Origin of the sequence: Nonomuraea sp. NPDC048826, from assembly GCF_043198225.1 — a bacterium.
Taxonomy (GTDB): Bacteria; Actinomycetota; Actinomycetes; order Streptosporangiales; family Streptosporangiaceae; genus Nonomuraea.
On record NZ_JBICUQ010000012.1, the window covers coordinates 75,147 to 90,455 of the forward strand.

General features: G+C 71.1%; 14 protein-coding genes. 4 read left to right on the forward strand and 10 right to left on the reverse strand.

Annotated elements, in window-relative coordinates; translation table 11 throughout:
- Nucleotides 1-2: 2 nt before the first annotated feature.
- From ACGFI7_RS36760 to ACGFI7_RS36800, 9 genes are all read right to left on the reverse strand, one after another.
- Nucleotides 3-644 carry a TetR family transcriptional regulator gene (locus ACGFI7_RS36760; protein ID WP_393412992.1) on the reverse strand — a complete coding sequence of 214 codons (642 nt, stop codon included), beginning with the start codon at nucleotides 642-644 and terminating at the stop codon, nucleotides 3-5.
- A 15-nt stretch (nucleotides 645-659) separates the two neighbouring features.
- Entirely contained in the window at nucleotides 660-1,478 is an 819-nt protein-coding gene (locus ACGFI7_RS36765; protein ID WP_393412994.1) for a cyclase family protein, read from the reverse strand.
- A complete protein-coding gene (locus tag ACGFI7_RS36770) occupies nucleotides 1,475-2,638 on the reverse strand; it encodes an acyl-CoA dehydrogenase family protein (protein WP_393412996.1) in 1,164 nt (387 codons plus the stop codon). Before ACGFI7_RS36770 ends, ACGFI7_RS36765 begins: the two co-directional genes overlap by 4 nt.
- An 88-nt stretch (nucleotides 2,639-2,726) precedes the next feature.
- A complete protein-coding gene (locus ACGFI7_RS36775; protein ID WP_393412998.1) occupies nucleotides 2,727-3,146 on the reverse strand; it encodes a heme-binding protein in 420 nt (139 codons plus the stop codon).
- Nucleotides 3,147-3,173: 27 nt separating this feature from the next.
- Nucleotides 3,174-4,379, reverse strand: a complete 1,206-nt coding sequence (locus ACGFI7_RS36780) for a CaiB/BaiF CoA transferase family protein (protein ID WP_393413000.1) — start codon at nucleotides 4,377-4,379, stop codon at nucleotides 3,174-3,176.
- 35 nt (nucleotides 4,380-4,414) lie between these two features.
- On the reverse strand, nucleotides 4,415-5,401 hold the full coding sequence (locus ACGFI7_RS36785) for an ABC transporter permease (RefSeq protein WP_393413002.1): 987 nt from the start codon (nucleotides 5,399-5,401) through the stop codon (nucleotides 4,415-4,417).
- Between the two features lie 5 nt (nucleotides 5,402-5,406).
- A complete protein-coding gene (locus tag ACGFI7_RS36790; RefSeq protein WP_393413004.1) occupies nucleotides 5,407-6,393 on the reverse strand; it encodes an ABC transporter permease in 987 nt (328 codons plus the stop codon).
- A gap of 9 nt (nucleotides 6,394-6,402) precedes the next feature.
- Nucleotides 6,403-7,524, reverse strand: coding sequence for a sugar ABC transporter substrate-binding protein (locus ACGFI7_RS36795; protein ID WP_393413006.1), 1,122 nt, complete (start codon nucleotides 7,522-7,524; stop codon nucleotides 6,403-6,405).
- Between the two features lie 60 nt (nucleotides 7,525-7,584).
- On the reverse strand, nucleotides 7,585-8,412 hold the full coding sequence (locus tag ACGFI7_RS36800) for an ATP-binding cassette domain-containing protein (RefSeq protein ID WP_393413008.1): 828 nt from the start codon (nucleotides 8,410-8,412) through the stop codon (nucleotides 7,585-7,587).
- Between the two features lie 305 nt (nucleotides 8,413-8,717).
- Between ACGFI7_RS36800 and ACGFI7_RS36805 the strand changes: the two genes are divergently transcribed.
- The 4 genes from ACGFI7_RS36805 to ACGFI7_RS36820 all read left to right on the forward strand — a co-directional run bounded on the left by ACGFI7_RS36805 (nucleotide 8,718) and on the right by ACGFI7_RS36820 (nucleotide 11,920).
- A complete protein-coding gene (locus ACGFI7_RS36805) occupies nucleotides 8,718-9,827 on the forward strand; it encodes an amidohydrolase family protein (RefSeq protein ID WP_393413010.1) in 1,110 nt (369 codons plus the stop codon).
- 26 nt (nucleotides 9,828-9,853) lie between these two features.
- Nucleotides 9,854-10,270 (forward strand): metal-sulfur cluster assembly factor, encoded by a 417-nt coding sequence (locus ACGFI7_RS36810; RefSeq protein WP_393413011.1) that lies wholly within the window; start codon nucleotides 9,854-9,856, stop codon nucleotides 10,268-10,270.
- A 79-nt stretch (nucleotides 10,271-10,349) separates the two neighbouring features.
- Entirely contained in the window at nucleotides 10,350-11,003 is a 654-nt protein-coding gene (locus ACGFI7_RS36815) for a GntR family transcriptional regulator (protein WP_393413013.1), read from the forward strand.
- Nucleotides 11,004-11,005: 2 nt separating this feature from the next.
- The gene (locus ACGFI7_RS36820) at nucleotides 11,006-11,920 is read left to right on the forward strand and encodes a hydroxymethylglutaryl-CoA lyase (protein ID WP_393413015.1); all 915 of its coding nucleotides are present in this window, start codon (nucleotides 11,006-11,008) and stop codon (nucleotides 11,918-11,920) included.
- A 206-nt stretch (nucleotides 11,921-12,126) separates the two neighbouring features.
- On the opposite strand, the gene ACGFI7_RS36825 is transcribed toward ACGFI7_RS36820, so the two are convergent.
- The gene (locus ACGFI7_RS36825; RefSeq protein WP_393413017.1) at nucleotides 12,127-15,231 is read right to left on the reverse strand and encodes a hypothetical protein; all 3,105 of its coding nucleotides are present in this window, start codon (nucleotides 15,229-15,231) and stop codon (nucleotides 12,127-12,129) included.
- Nucleotides 15,232-15,309: the final 78 nt, after the last annotated feature.

Consider the following 15,309-nt stretch of genomic DNA (forward strand, 5'->3'; position numbering starts at 1 on the left):
CTTCAGCTTCCTTTCAGACCGTTCACGATGAAGCGGGCGAAGGTGTCGGCGACGTGCTCCACGTCGTCCCGCCCGCGGCCGGGGGCGTACCAGATGGGAATCCAGTTCAGGGCGCCGAGCACCGACTTGACGACCAGGCCGCTGTCGGTGGCGGCGAAGTCGCCCAGCCGGACGCCTTCCTCCACCACGTCGATGAAGAGCTGCTCGTACCGGCGACGCAGCGCGAACACGTCGGCGAGCACCTCGTGGTGGATGGCGATCTCGGCGACCGAGCGCATCTCGAGAGCCTGCACCGAGACCCGCTGCGCGTGGTTGCGGAGCATCATCAGGGACGCGTGCACACGGGCCATCCGGTACACGCGCTCGCCGGGTGGTGCGTCCTGGCGGGCGATCGGCTCCACGGCGGCGATGAGATCGCGCATCCCGGTGACCACCACGTCGAGGAAGATCTCCGCCTTGCCCCGGTAGTAGTGGTAGACGCGGCCCTTGGTGGCGCCCAGCTCGTCGGCGATCGCGTCGATGCTGGTCGCGAAGTAGCCGTTGCGAGCGAAGGCCCGCGCCGCCGCGTCCAGGATCGCCTTGCGGCCGTCCTCGCCGGGTCCCGGCCGGCCCAGCGCCGGCCGGCCGATCTCACTGCTGCTCAACGGGTGTGCCGCCCTTTACGTCCGAGGTACGAGGGCCAGTGGACGTATCGGCGAGCCGGTGCCGCCCAGGATGGGCAGCGGCGCGGCGATGAAGAAGAACTCCCACGCCTCCCGCTCGCTGAGAGGCGCGAGGTTCATCGCCTCCATGATCGGCACGCCGTGGTCCACCAGCAGATGACAGTGGACCGGCAACGTCGCCGCCGGCATCCGCTCGTAGGCGACGGTGTCGGTTCCGGAGGCGATGATCCCATGGTCGGTCAGCCATTCCGCCCCGGACAGCGTGACCCCGGGAGCCCCGGTCGAGGTGCCGAGGAAGGTGGCGTTGTCGTCCCAGTGCCGGTCCCAGCCGGTCCTGATCAGCACGACCGAGCCGGGAGCGGGCCGCGGGCGGGTCCGGAACCAGGCGTCGAGCAGGTCCGCGCCGACCCCGTCGTCGGGGGTGAGGTCGCGGCCCAGCGCGACGGTGGCGTCCACGAGATGGCCCGGCGCCAGGACCGGGGGCATCTCGTGCACGGAGTGCGCGGTGACGCCCTCGGCGTACGACTGGTTCTCGGTCACGTCGAGGCCGCCGTAGATCTTGCCGAACCTGGAGACGTGCGCGAACCCGTCCATGTGGGTGCCGACGTGACCGCCTGTGGTGATCATCTCGGCGGCGGCGGACACGCCGTCGGGATACATCACCTCGCCGTGCCGCTTGGTGAGAGTGAAGGAGTACGGGGGGTGGTTGGGGTGGTGCGGGATCCCGGTGCGCAGCCGGTGCGCCAGGTCGTAGACCGTCGACGGGCCGGGCTGCGGCCACGCGACGTCGAGCGTCCAGTGGTCGGTGAAGGTCACCGGTCCGCCTCCTCCGCCTCGGCCTTGATGAACCGCCCGAGCACGAGGCGCTGGATCTCGGAGGTGCCCTCGTAGATCTCCAGGATGCGCTGGTCCCGGTAGAGCCGTTCGGCCGGGCACGGCTTGCAGTAGCCGGCGCCGCCGTGGATCTGCACCGCCAGGTCGACGCTGCGGTGCGCCGCCTCGCTGGCGTAGAGCTTGGCCATCGCGCCGAGCACGCTGACGTTCTCGCCCTCGTCGTACGCGCGCGCCGCCTCGGCGGTCATCATGCGCGCGGCGGTGAGCTGGGTGGCCACGTCGGCGAGGGGGAAGGAGATGCCCTGGTTGTCGATGATCGCCTTGCCGAACGTCCGCCTGCGGGCGGCTTCCCTGCTGCCGGCGTCGTAGCCGGCCAGGCCGACGCCGACCGACTGGGCCGCCACGGAGATCCGGCCGGCGTCGAGCGTCCGCATGGCCAGGCGCATCCCCCGGTTGAGCTCGCCGAGGATGTCGTCGTCTGAGACGACGGTGTCCAGCTTGAGGTTGCTGGTCAGGGTGCCGCGGATGCCCATCTTGTCCTCGTACTTGTCGATCAGCACGCCGTCGGCGTCCTTGTCGACCAGGAAGGCGGTGATGCCGCGGGTGCCGGCCTCGGGGTCCGTCAGCGCGAACACCACGTAGTACTGGGAGGCCCCGCCGTTGCCGATGAAGATCTTCTCGCCGCGCAGGCGCCAGCGGTCGCCCTCGCGGACGGCGGTGGTCCTGATGCCCGCCGCGTCGCTGCCGGCGCCCTCCTCGCTGAGCGCGAAGCTTATCGCCTTGCCGGCGGCCAGGCCGCCGAGGTAGGTGGCCTTCTGCCGGTCGGTGCCGGCGAGCAGGAGCGGCGTGCCGCCGAGGGCGTACGCGGCGAGGATCGACCCGGTGGAGGTGCACCCGCGCGACACCGTCTCGATGACGGCGCAGGTGGTCCGCAGGTCGGCGCCCTGCCCGCCGTACTCCTGGGGCACGAACAGCCCGGCGAGCCCTGCCTCGACCAGCTTCTCCACGCTCTCCCACGGATAGCGCTGGTCACGGTCGAGTTCCTCGGCCAGCGGGGCGAAGTGGTCGTCGGTGAGCCGGGCGGCGATGCCGACCCATTTCTCCCGTTCCGCGTCGAGCTTCGGCTGCCAGATGACCGCCACGGGGACTCCTTACATACTACTGAGTAGGTTGGATCGAGGACGCGCGGATGCCCGCCGGGCGGCACGCGGCCGCCCGGCGGGCCGGGGGCTAGGCCAGCGCGTCGAGCCCGGCCTGGGCGACGGTCATGTCCTGGCTGTAGTGGCCGCCGCTGACGCCGATGGCGCCGATGGTCCGGCCGTCGGCCGTGATCGGGTAGCCGCCGCCGAAGACGACCAGGCGGTCGATGCCCGTGGGGGCGCCGAGGGCCAGCGGCCCGTCGTCCTTGATGAAGTCGTACCAGCCGTCGGTCGGCATCCCGAAGCCCGCGGCGGAGTACGCCTTGTCCTTGGCGACCTGGACGGACAGCAGCGGGGCGCCGTCCATGCGGGCGAACGCCTTGAGCACGCCGCTCTCGTCCACCACCGCCACGACCATGGCGAGCCCCTGCTCGCGGGCCTTCTCCACGGCGGCGGTGACGGCCCGCTGCGCGTCTTCGTAGCTGATCGACGGCTTGTTGACGGGTTGCATGTCGGATCTCACTTTCTCACTGGGGGGTCAGATGACGCCGTCCGCGCGCAGGCCGGACAGCTCCTCGGGGTCCAGCCCGGCCAGCCGGGTCAGCACCGCCTCGTTGTGCTCGCCCATCTCGGGGCCGAGCGAACGGATCCCGCCGGGGGTGGCGGACAGCCGCGGGAAGACGTTCTGCATGGGGAACTCCCCGAACTCGGTGTGAGGGAGCCGGACGATGGCCTCACGTGCGGCGAAGTGCTCGTCCTGGAACATCTCCCTGGCCGTGTAGATCTTTCCAGCCGGCACACCGTGGCCGTGCAGGTGGTCCAGGAGCACCTCGGCCGGCATGGTCGCGCACCAGTCGGCGATGATCCCGTCGAGCCGTTCCTGGTTGACCCCCCGGCCGCCGTGCGTGGCGAAGTCCGGCTCCTCGGCGAGCTCGGGGCGGCCCATGGCCTGGGCGAGCCGGCCGAAGACCGTGTCCTGGTTGGCCGCGATCAGCACCATCTCCTCGTCCTTGGTGCGGTACGCGTTGCTCGGCGCGACGTTGGGCAGGATCGACCCGGTCCGCTCGCGGACGTAGCCGCCGATCGCGTACTCGGGCACCGTCGACTCCATCAGCGCCAGCACCGCCTCGTAAATGGCACTGTCGACGATCTGCCCGCGCCCGGTCGCCTGCGCCACGCGGAGCGCGCCCATGCAGCCGAGCGCCGCGAAGGTGCCGGCCAGCGCGTCGCCGAGGCTGATGCCGACCCGGCTGGGCAGCGCCTTGGGGTCCCCGGTGATGTAGCGGATGCCGCCCATGGCCTCGCCGATGGAGCCGTAGCCGGCCCGGCCCGCGTAGGGGCCGTCCTGTCCGTACGCCGAGACCCGGACGATCACCAGGCGGGGGTTGATCTCCCAGAGCGTCTCGGGGCTGAGCCCCCACCGCTCCAGGGTGCCGGGGCGGAAGTTCTCGATCAGGACGTCCGCGTCCGCGATCAGCTTGCGGAAGACCGCCTGGCCCGGCTCCACCCGGAGGTTGCAGGTCACGGACTGCTTGTTCCTGCCGAGGATGGGGAACCAGAGCGACTTGCCGTGCGGGCGCTCGCGGCCCCACTGCCGCATCGGGTCGCCCTTGGCGGGGTCCTCGACCTTGATGACCTCGGCGCCGAGGTCGCCCAGGAGCTGGCCGCAGAACGGGCCGGCCACCAGGACACCGGTCTCGATGACGCGCACGCCGGTCAACGGACCGTGCGAGAACGCTTCCATGTCTTTCACTCACCTTTCACGATGCGGTCCGGCCGTCATCCGGTCGCGGGCTGGGCGATCAACGGCCGGCGCACCCGTCCGCGGACCAGGTCGAGGGAGACCGCGCCGATGAGGGTGAGACCGAGGAGCACGTCGGTCAGCGGCAGGGGCAGCCCGCGCAGCCGGAAGATGTTCCTGATCAGCTCCAGGGCGAACAGGCACACCAGGCCGGACAGGGCGCTGCCCCGGCCGCCGCCGGCGAGCCGGTAACCGGAGATCAGGAGGGCTCCGTACACGAGCAGCTCGACGCCCTCGCCCAGGTTCACCGCGGACGCGCCGGTCCGCATCACCTGCAGCGATCCGGCCAGCGCCGCGACCAGGGCGACCACCACGAACAGCCAGATCCGCATGCGGTCGGCCGGGATCCCGGCGCGGCGGGCCGCGACGTCGTCGCCGCCGACCGCGCGCAGGTGGTTGCCCCAGCGGGTGTTCCTGATGACCCAGGTCACGAGCAGGGCCATGCCGACCACGCCGATCAGGACGACGGGCACCGGGCCGACCGCGGTCTTCAGCGCCGCGCTCAGTTCCGGCGTGTAGGCGGACACCGAGCTGCCGCCGTTGATGACGCTGACCAGGCCGCGCGCCGCCACCAGCATGCCGAGGGTGGCGATCAGCGGCCAGATGTGGAACCGCACCGAGAGCACGCTGTTGAAGACGCCGACGGCGACGCCCGCCGCGACGGCGGCGGCGACCCCGGCGAGCGGGGACTCCGACAGCTGGAACACCGCTGCGTACACGGCCCCGCCCAGCCCGAGCACGGACCCGAGGCTCAGGTCCGCGACTCCTCCCGTCATCGCCAGGCAGGCCGCCAGCAGGATGATGGCCGGGGCCATGATCCCGCTCGACACGCTGGCCAGGTTGGCCACCGACAGGAAGCTGGGCGCGAACACGATGCCGCACCCGATCACGATCAGGAGGAAGGCGAGACTGGTGGCCATGGGGCTCAGCAGCGCGGCTCCCCCGGCTTTCGGGCGACTGGTCAACACTCTCACCTCTTCTTCTCCCGCAGCGAGTTGACCGCCAGGGCGACGGCCAGGACGAGACCCTCGATGACGGGCTGCCAGCTCGACGACACGCCCCAGGTGACGATGGCCGTCGGCAGCGTGCTCAGCAGGAGCAGCGACGCGAACGCCCCGCTGAACCGCCCGCGCCCGCCGGTCAGGGCCATGCCGCCGAGCAGCAGGATCGAGATGACCCGGAACTCGGTGCCGGCCGTGAGGCTGGACTGCACGATGTCGCCCTGGGAGGCGAGGACCAGCCCGGCGATCCCCGCGCAGAGCCCGCACAGGACGAACGCGACGCCCTGCACGCGGCGCGGGCTGATGCCGCGGGCCCGCGCCGCCTGGGCGTTGCCGCCCACCGCGACGAGATGCCGTCCGGGGCGGGTGCTCCTGACCACGAGCCCGGCGATCGTGAAGATCACCAGCATCAGCCAGAAGACCCGGGGGATGCCGAGCAGCGCTCCGGCGGCCTGCTGGCGCAGGAACGAGTCGCGCGGGATGGCGACGAAGTCCACGAAGATCCGGGTGGCCCCGCTGACCAGGAACATCATGCCCAGCGTGGCCACGATGGGATGGATGCCGAGCCCCAGCACGAGCCAGGCGTTGGCGGCGCCGACCAGCACGCCGAACAGCAGCGCGACCAGCATCGCGGGCGGGAACGCCCAGCCTTCGACGAGCAGCTGCGCCACGATCAGCGCGGAGGTGACGGCGGTGACCCCGACGGAGAGGTCGAACTCGGCACCGGACAACATGACGATGCCGACACCGGTCACCATGATTCCGACGAAGGCCATGTTGAACGCCACGGCCACGACCGTCTGTCCGGACAGGAAGCCGGGGGCCCGCAGGCCGGTCGCCACGACGAGCGCCAGCCAGGTGAGCAGCAGCACCAGCGTGGTGGCGCCGTGCCCCCGGGGGGCGAGAGCCGAGACCCTCGCCCACCGGTTCGTCAGTGTGATGCCTGAAGTTGACACGATGATCGGCTAACCCTTGAGCCCGTACGTCTCCACGCCTTCGGGGCAGTACTTCGCGGCCGCCGAAGCGTCGCCAGAGCCGTCGGCGTACAGTTCCTCGATCCGCTGGTCGAGGCTGGGGATGCTCTTCACGTGCTCGATGGGGAACTGGCACGCCGGGTTGAAGTGCGCGTTCGGGTCGGTCGGCGAGTCGACCACCGCGGGAGCGTCACCCGCGACGATCTTGTCCAGGAGCTTGAAGATCTCCTTGGCGTATCCCTCGTACCAGAACGCGGTCGAGCCGCCCAGGCCCGGCGTGTCGACCCCGAACAGCATGAGGTCGGCGCCCAGCCCGTAGCCGAACATGTTGCCGGCCCGGCCCAGCTGCTCGGCGGCGTTGATGGTGCCGATCACCATGTTGTCGTTGCCGCCCAGCGCCAGGATGTTCTTGGCGTCCGGCTTGGAGACCAGGATGTCGCGGGCGACGCCCTGGGCGCCGTCGGGCGTGGTCGGCGAGTTGCGGCGCTGGATCACGTCGTCGGAGATGTCGGGGCAGGCCTCCTTGAGGCCCTTGAGGATCCCCTCGGTGCGCAGCAGCGCCACGTCGCCGGAGGCCTCGTTCTCCAGCAGGGTCACCAGGTCGGGCTTGCAGTCCCACTTCTCCTTGGCGTAGTTGCCGCCCGCGAGCCCGCTGAGCCGGCCGGCCTCGACGTTGTTGATGCCGAAGAAGTGGGCCCCGGGGTGCGCGATGTCGATCGCGATGACCGGGATGTTCGCCGCGTTGAACGTGTCCATGAGCTGGGGCGCGACCTTGCCGTCACCCTGGAACTCCACCACGTGCGTGACGCCCTGGGCGACCATCGTCTCCGCGTTGGAGACGGCGGTGGGCCCGTCCCGGTCGTTGTTGAGGACCACGAGGTCCCAGCTCCGCTTCGCGGCTTCCTTGCGCATGCCGGTGTCGAGCGCCTTGAGCACCGGGCTCTCGGGCTCGGCGAAGTTGGCGAAGCCGATGAACACCTTCTTCTCCGCCGGGGAGTCGCCCGAGGCTGGAGCGGCGGTGTCCGTGGAGCCGCCGCATGCCGCCACCGCGAGGGTGAGCGACATCATGGCCGCGACCCGCAGCGGCCATCGTCGTAGTCTGGACGTTGACATTCGTACTCCGATCTCGCCCACACCAGTGGGACTTGACGCGGTTTTCCCGATCGGTGCCGCTCAGGACACCTCTGATCCCCCGGTGATGAGTCCGACGATGTCGTTGGCCACGACATCGCGGATGTGCCGTTCGCCCACCGTCCGGCCCTGCCGCATCACGGTCACCCGATCCGCGACCTTGAACACGTGCTCCAGGTTGTGCGAGATCATCAGTACGGACACGTCCTGTGACTTGAGTGCCGTGATGATCTCCAGGACGCCTTCCGACTCCTGCACCCCCAGAGCGGCGGTGGGCTCGTCGAGCATGACGATGTTCTTGCCCCAGAGCATCGCCCGCGCGACGGCGAGCGCCTGGCGCTGACCTCCCGACATCGCGGAGACGGAGTCCGCGAGTGACGGGATCTTGGCCCCGATGCCGGCCAGCGCCTTGCCTGCGTCGTCCGCCATGCGGCGGCGGTCCACGAGTTTGAAGAGCCGGCCGAGCAGGCCCGTTCTGACGGGCTCGCGTCCGAGGAACACGTTCTCGCTGGCCGACATGGAGTCGACGAGGGCGAGATCCTGGTAGACGGTCTCGATTCCGGCTTTCAGCGCGTCGCCGGGTCCGGCGAACCGGGTGGGTTCGCCGTTGATCCGGATCTCCCCGGAGTCGGGGATGACCACGCCGGCGATGGACTTCACCAGGGTCGACTTGCCGGCCCCGTTGTCGCCCATCAGGGCCATCACCTCACCACGGCGCAGGTGCAGGGACGCCCCCGCCAGCGCCGCGACGGCCCCGAAGTTCTTCCTGAGATCCGTCGCGACGAGCACGGACGTGCTGTCGGGGCTGCCGCCGGACCGGGCCTCGTCCTGCAGCGTTGGTGCGGGGGAAGCCGCTGTGTCGCCGTTCATGAGGCTTGAGTATCGGCTGGATCGTATGCAATCTGTCAAGGGGTCACCGGAATATTACTCGGGAGAGCAAGGTTCGGAAAGGTTCGGACCTTCACAGCTGGACAGATCTATGATCAGTGATTCTAAGATAAATTCCCAGCTCAGAGCGGTTTTCGTTGTCAAACCGAGACATTCCGACCGCCTGTCAGAACGGGTTCACCCACCCCGGCAGTCTTGACGCCCTCGAAGAGTCCGGCCTAGATTGCACACACTTCGTGGTGTGGACCGTGACAAGTGCCGCGCCTGTATACAACGCTGGAGGTTCCATGATCGGCGACACGCTCGTCATCGACGCCGTCGTCCACGGATACGACTTCCGCCCGGAGAACCGGAACCCGAACTGCCCGCAGGCTTCGTACGACGGGATGGTCGACTTCCTCTACCGCGTGGGACACACGTCGGTGGAGTCGAGCAAGCCCGGCTACCTGATGTCGAAGGACGAGTTCACCGCCGGCTGGACGGCCGAGGAGCTCGCCGACATCGTCTTCGTGGAGAGCGATGTGGACATGATGTTCTACCACGGGGTCGAGATCGACGGATTCTTCTCCGGCGGCGCCTCGCCCTACGAGCTGGGCAAGGCGCTCAAGCGCGCCTATCCGGGCCGCGTCGTGCTGTACGCCCCGGTCGACCCGCTGCGCGGACCCGCCGAGCTGGAGCTGATGGAGCAGCGCATCCGCGAGGACGACATCGACGGCCTGAAGTTCTACCCGACGAACGGCGTGATCGACCCGGAGATCAACTCCTCGAAGCTGATGCTGCTCAACGACCGCGAGCTGGTCTTCCCGTACCTGGAGAAGGCGCGCGAGCTGGGCATCCGGCACGTCGCGATCCACAAGGCGGTGCCGGCCGGCGCGGGCCCCCGGGTGCTCAACCACGTCGACGACGTGACCACGGCGGCCATCGCCTTCCCCGACATGACCTTCGAGGTCGTGCACAGCGGCTGGGCCTTCCTGGAGGACTGCGCGCTGCAGCTGCGCTCGCACAGCAACATCTACGCGACCATCGAGTCGGTCTCCAACATGATCGTGCGCAAGCCGCGGAAGTTCGCCGAGATCGTCGGCACCCTCATGGCCCACGGCGGCACCGATCGGATCCTGTTCGCCACCGGAGTCCCGTCGGCGCACCCGCAGCCCATCCTGGAGACGCTGCGCGACTTCACCATGCCGGAGGACCTGGTCGAGGGCTACGGCTTCCCCCAGCTCACCGACGAGATCAAGGCCAAGCTCTTCAGCGGCAACGCCCTGCGGCTGCACGGCCTGGACGCGGCCGAGGTCAAGCAGCGGATCAGCACCGACGGCATCGCCGAGCGGCGCGCCGCGTACCTCGCCGACGGCGGGCACCCGTGGCGGCTGCACCGCGAGCGGCTGGCCGCCTGAGACCCCACCCACGCGAGGAGACAGACATGGAAGCCGAACGGCACGACGTGGTGACCCAGGTACTCGAGGCGTGCAACGCGGTGCAGGACCCGTGCAGCCTCGGGGTCGGGCAGCCGATGGGGATCGTCGACATGGGTCTGGTCACGTCCGTCGACGTGCGCCGGACCGCCGACGGACGCCCGGCCGGGGTCGAGCTCAAGCTCATCACGACCGCTCCGATGTGCATGTACAGTCCTTATTTCGAACAGAGTGTCCGCCGCGAGTTGGCCGGCAGAATGCCCGGTCTCGGGCATGTCGACATCACGTGGGGCGACAGCACGGAGTGGGACGAGAGCCGGATGACCCCGGCCGGCCGGGAACGGCTGGTGGCCAACCGGAAGTCCGTCCCGGTGCCGGTCGACATCGTGCGAACTCGCTCTGGCCGGCCCGCCGCCGCCAGATGAGCCGTCCGGTCTTGGCCCGCCGTGGCGGCCACCTGTCTGTCGCTCCTACTGTGCCGAACGTGAAGGTTGAGGTGCCGGCGTGGCCAAGGCTGAACGTACCTATGAGCTCATCCGCGATCTCCTGCTGAGCTCCGCCTACAAGCCCGGGGACAAGCTCACGGAGGCGAGCCTGGCCAAGGCGGTGGGAGCGAGCCGCACCCCGGTCCGGGAGGCGCTGCGCCGGTTGCACACCGAGGGCTTCGTGGAGTGGGAGACCAACATCGGGGCCCGCATCCCCGAGTGGAGCGCCGAGGACCTGTGGGACCTGTTCACCGTGCGCGCCACGCTTGAGGGAGCCGTCGCCCAGCGGGCCGCGCACCGCATCACGGCCGAGGAGCGCGCGCGGCTCCAGGAGCTCAGCAGCCGCATGGAGGAGCTGGCCGACGCGGCGGAGCCCGGCCACCTCGACCGCATCGCCGAGCTGAACGGGCAGTTCCACCACATCATCATGAACGCCAGCCGCAACCAGCGGCTCAGCAGCCTGCTCTCGGCGATGGTGCAGGTCCCCCTCGTCTACCGGACCTTCCGCCAGTACGACAGGGACTCCCTGTCGCGCAGCATGGCCCACCACCGCGAGGTGCTGGTGGCCTTCGCGCACCGCGACGGGGAATGGGCGCAGTCCATCATGCAGTCCCACATCTACAGCGCCCGGTCGACGTTGATCAGCCAGAGTCCCGACGAGGAGAGCGACTGACCTTGGGAGCGACAGCCTCCGTCGACGTGGTCGAGGTCGGCCCGCGCGACGGCCTGCAGAACGAACCCACGGTGCTCGGCACCAGCACGAAGGTGGCGTACATCGAGCGCCTGATCCGGGCGGGCGCGCGCCGGATCGAGGCGGTGAGCTTCGTCCACCCCCGGCGGGTGCCGCAGATGGCCGACGCCGAAGCCGTGATGGCCGCCGTGCCCAGGGACGCCGGCGTCTCGTACATCGGCCTGGTGCTCAACCGGCGCGGCCTCGACAGAGCGCTGGCCGCCGGCGTCGACGAGGTCAACTACGTGGTCATCACCACGGAGACGTTCAGCCGTCGCAACCAGGGCATGGGCGTCGAGGCGTCGCTCGCGGCCTGGCACGACATCGCCGCCGCCGCCCGGGCCGCCGGGGTGCGGGTGAGCCTCACGGTGTCGGCCGCCTTCGGCTGCCCCTTCGAGGGCGAGGTGCCCTCCGAGCGGGTACGGGAGATCGTCGAACGTTCGCTCGCCACGCCCGCCGACGAGCTCGCGCTCGCGGACACGATCGGGGTGGGCGTCCCCCGCCAGGTCCGCGACCTGGCGGACCTGGTCGCGCGGACCGCCCCCGGCACGCCGCTGCGCATGCACTTCCACAACACCCGCAACACCGGGTACGCCAACGCCCTCGCGGCGGTGGAGAGCGGGGTGCGCGTCCTGGACGCGAGCGCCGGCGGCATCGGCGGCTGCCCCTTCGCCCCCGCGGCCACGGGCAACATCGCCACCGAGGACCTCATCTACGCCCTGCACCGCAGCGGCGTGCGCACCGGCCTCGACCTCGACGCCACCGCCGCGGCGGGCACCTGGATCTGCGAACGGCTGGGCAAGTCCGAACCACCCGCGATGCTGGGACGAGCCGGAAGCTTCCCGGCACCGGCCCGCTAGCCGGTCACCGGGAGGGCATTCGGGCCCGCCTCGAACCCCACCGCGCCGACCAGGAGGCCCCGCGTGGTGATCTCCATCATCGCGTGCTTCGGGATCATGGGGCCGGCGGGTCTCGTCTTCCCTCTGAGGGCGCGCCCCGCGTTCCCCAGTACCGAGGCCGTGTCCCTGGCTGCCCTCATTCCGCGACCGTTGCCCCCGCTCCCCCCTCACCCCAGCTGGTTGTGCAAACGGGCGCATTCGCGTACGAACCTGCTCCTGCCGCCGCCTGTCGCGTACGCGGACACCTCCGGGATCGCGCCGCGGGCGCCCGCCCAGGCGGCCACGTCCGCCGCCAGCGTCACCGCCTCGGTGTGCGCCACGCCGGGCCGCTCACCCGGGTCAGGCAGCAGCGCGGGCAGCAGGTTCGCCATGATGCGCCAGACCGCCGCGTACGCGCCCTGCCGCGCGGCCTCGCCGAGCACGCCCACCAGCGGCCGCACCTGGACGTAGGGCGTACGCCGTAGCAGCAGCGCCAACTGGGCACCCACCTCCTCGGCCGGCAGGTCACCTCTGGCCGCCATGCGCACCAGCAGCGACGCCGCCTCCGGCTGCGCCCGCGCGACGTGGACGGCCAGGGTGAGGGCCGTCGCCTCCCCCGCTGGCCCGTCGGCGTCGACCAGGGTGTCCATCGACACCCTGGGGCCGGACGAGGTGAACAGGTACGGCAGGAAGTCGGCCGCGACGACCTCACGGTGCGAGGGCAGCAACGCCGGCCACCAGTGGATGCCATGGTCATGGTGGCCCCAGCGCCAGCGAGCCTGCTCGCCCAGCAACTCGTCGAGGACGTCGAGGCCGGTCGGCGCCGGCCGCAGCACCGGCTCCAGCCGGATGTCGTACGGCCGGTGCGCCGGTTCGCGCTCGTCGAAGAGGTAGGTGGTGGCGCCCTCCAGATAGGACCAGCGCACCCCCGTCTCCGGATCGGGCAGCCCGCCGTCCGCCAACCAGCGCGCCACGGTCAGGGCCGCCGCCGAGCCGATCCGCGCGGCGCCCTCGGCCGCCTCGGGATGCCGTCCGCGTGGCAGCCGCAGCAATGCCTGAACCAGGTCGGCAGGCAACGGCTCGACGCCCGTGGCGGCGCACTCGGCCACCCGCTCCACCAGCACGGCGGGGTCGAGGTGGCCGGTCATCAGCGTGGGCGTGGCCAGCAGCACCGGTGGCAGCGTGCCGGCCCGCAGCGCCCGGTGAAGCTCGTCGAGCCTGCGCAGCAGAAACAGGTGCGGCGGCGGGAGGGTCTCCGGCCTGGGGAGGTACGGTCGCGTGACGGACCTTCGCCCATCCGGGGCATCGAGGCCCAGCAACCGCCCGGCCTCTTTCCATGCCGCATCCAGCAGCCTCCCGAAGGCTCGCTCCAGCCCACCACCGTGCTCGTCGTCCCGTCCCCCCGTCCACGCCCCCGCAGCGGCCCACAGATCGGCAGCCCACGGCTCGGCACGCTCAGACCCAGCGCGCACGGACCCGGCACGCTCGGACTCAGCACCCCCGTGCCCAGCACCCCCGTGCCCAGCACCCCCGTGCCCAGCGCGCTCAGACCCCGCGTGTTCGGCCGCCGCCTCGGCCAGGGCGGCGATCCACTGGCTGACGTCGACCCATTCCTCGTGGCCGTACACCTGCGGGCTGACGTGCCCGGCCCGCAACTTCTCCGGGTCGACGGCGGCCTGCCGGACGAGCGCCGCCAGCCATCGTTCGCCGTCCACCCACCGGTAGACGCTGTCGGCCACATCCAGCGTGGGCTCGGGGAACGGCTCCGGCGCCGGCGGCTCGGGCAGCGACGGCGGAGGCGCGGTGAACACTCCAGGCTCCTCCCCCGCCGCCACCTCCCCGCCGTACACCGCTGCCACCTTCGCACCGAGCGCCGCCGGTAACAGAGGCACACCATCGGCCAACGTTCCGGCAGCCGGGGCCAAGGCGTCCGCATACTTGAGCGCGATCCTCGCCGCCCGCCCCTGCACCTCGTACGACGCATGCCCGAACGCGGCAGCCAGCGCAGACGCGAACTCGCCCGCGAACGCAACCTCCCCAGACAACGACAAACCAGCCGCAGACCCAGGCTGCGGCGGAACCCCTGCCGGGCCCACGGCTCCAGGCGGCTGCGGGGTCTCGGCCGGATGCCCAGGCCCGGAGCGTCGGTGGGACTGGGACGGGCGGGTGGGGGTCAGGTGGCGTTCCAGGCGGCGTAGGCCCTCCAAGGCCAGCTTGGCTTCGGGGCGGAAGGTCAGGGCCTCGATGGCCTCGACCGTGTCGGCCGGGTCGAGCAGACCGGCGTGGCGGAGCTGGGCCAGCGCCAGTTCGGCGACGGGGCCGGGGGCGACGGGCAGCAGCCGCAGGTAGTCGCGGACCCGGTCGGCGGCCTCCTGCGGGGTGGGGTCGAGCATCCGGTGCAGCCGGACGAAGAAGCGCAGGCCGATCGCGTCACCGCCGCGCAGGAAACGGCGCAGGCAGCCGTCCAGCACCTCCGCCCGCGACACGCGCCCGGCGGCCATGAGCTCACCGATCGTCGACAGCCAGCGGGTGGGCACCGGTTCCAGACGCTCCTCGCGCAGCAACCGGCCCACCCCCTCGGCTTCGAAGATCCTCGGCAGCAGCGGGCCGATCAGCGGGTCGTCGGCGACCGGGCGGGCCCGGAGCCAGGCGGTCACCAGCGGGTCGTGATCCGGCGGCGGTGTGCCGCAGGCCCGCAGTACGGCCAGGGCCAGCGGCGCGTTGCGGTCGTCGGCCGTACGGATCTTCCTGGCCAGGCGGGTCGCCACGTCGGCCTGCCAGGTTTCCGGACGGGCGGCCAGCACCCGGAGCAGCTCACCCAGCCGGGCGCGAGGACCGGCGAACTCGCGCCGCGTCAGCCAGCCGGCCGCCGCGGCGGGACCGCCCAGCACCCCCGCCCCGGCGATCCGCAGCATCTCCCCGTACCCACCGACGCCGTCCCCCGCCCCGTCCCCCGTCCCACCCCACGACTCCGGCCGACGCCCGACGTCGCCACCGTCCCACGACCCCGGCCGACGCCCGACGTCGCCACCGTCCCACGACCCCGGCGGACGCCCGATGTCGCCACCGTCCCACGGCTCCGGATCGGGGGCGTCCTCGTCCCACTCGTCCGGGTCGGGCGACCAGCCTTCCCACGCGCGCCGCTGGGCCGTCTCGCGGAGTTCCTTGCGCAGGGCCGGCAGGTTGCGCGCGACCTCGGCGCGGTCGGCGTCGGACAGGGTGATCACGAGGTCGGCCAGACCTCGCGCGTCACGGCCGATGATGCGGTCGCGGACCAGCGTCCAAGCCGTCATGAGGGAACCCCCGTCGCAAGAGGTGAACACGTCATGCCGGGCACCCTAGAGATCATCTCCGACATTCCAGCGAACGCG

What these genes read in the sequence shown, in the direction of transcription:
- ACGFI7_RS36775 (WP_393412998.1), bottom strand. Translation starts at nt 3,146, where the DNA reads ATGCAACCCGTCAACAAGCCGTCGATCAGCTACGAAGACGCGCAGCGG.
- ACGFI7_RS36780 (WP_393413000.1), bottom strand. Translation starts at nt 4,379, where the DNA reads ATGGAAGCGTTCTCGCACGGTCCGTTGACCGGCGTGCGCGTCATCGAG.
- ACGFI7_RS36795 (WP_393413006.1), bottom strand. Translation starts at nt 7,524, where the DNA reads ATGTCAACGTCCAGACTACGACGATGGCCGCTGCGGGTCGCGGCCATG.
- ACGFI7_RS36800 (WP_393413008.1), bottom strand. Translation starts at nt 8,412, where the DNA reads ATGAACGGCGACACAGCGGCTTCCCCCGCACCAACGCTGCAGGACGAG.
- ACGFI7_RS36805 (WP_393413010.1), top strand. Translation starts at nt 8,718, where the DNA reads ATGATCGGCGACACGCTCGTCATCGACGCCGTCGTCCACGGATACGAC.
- ACGFI7_RS36810 (WP_393413011.1), top strand. Translation starts at nt 9,854, where the DNA reads ATGGAAGCCGAACGGCACGACGTGGTGACCCAGGTACTCGAGGCGTGC.
- ACGFI7_RS36825 (WP_393413017.1), bottom strand. Translation starts at nt 15,231, where the DNA reads ATGACGGCTTGGACGCTGGTCCGCGACCGCATCATCGGCCGTGACGCG.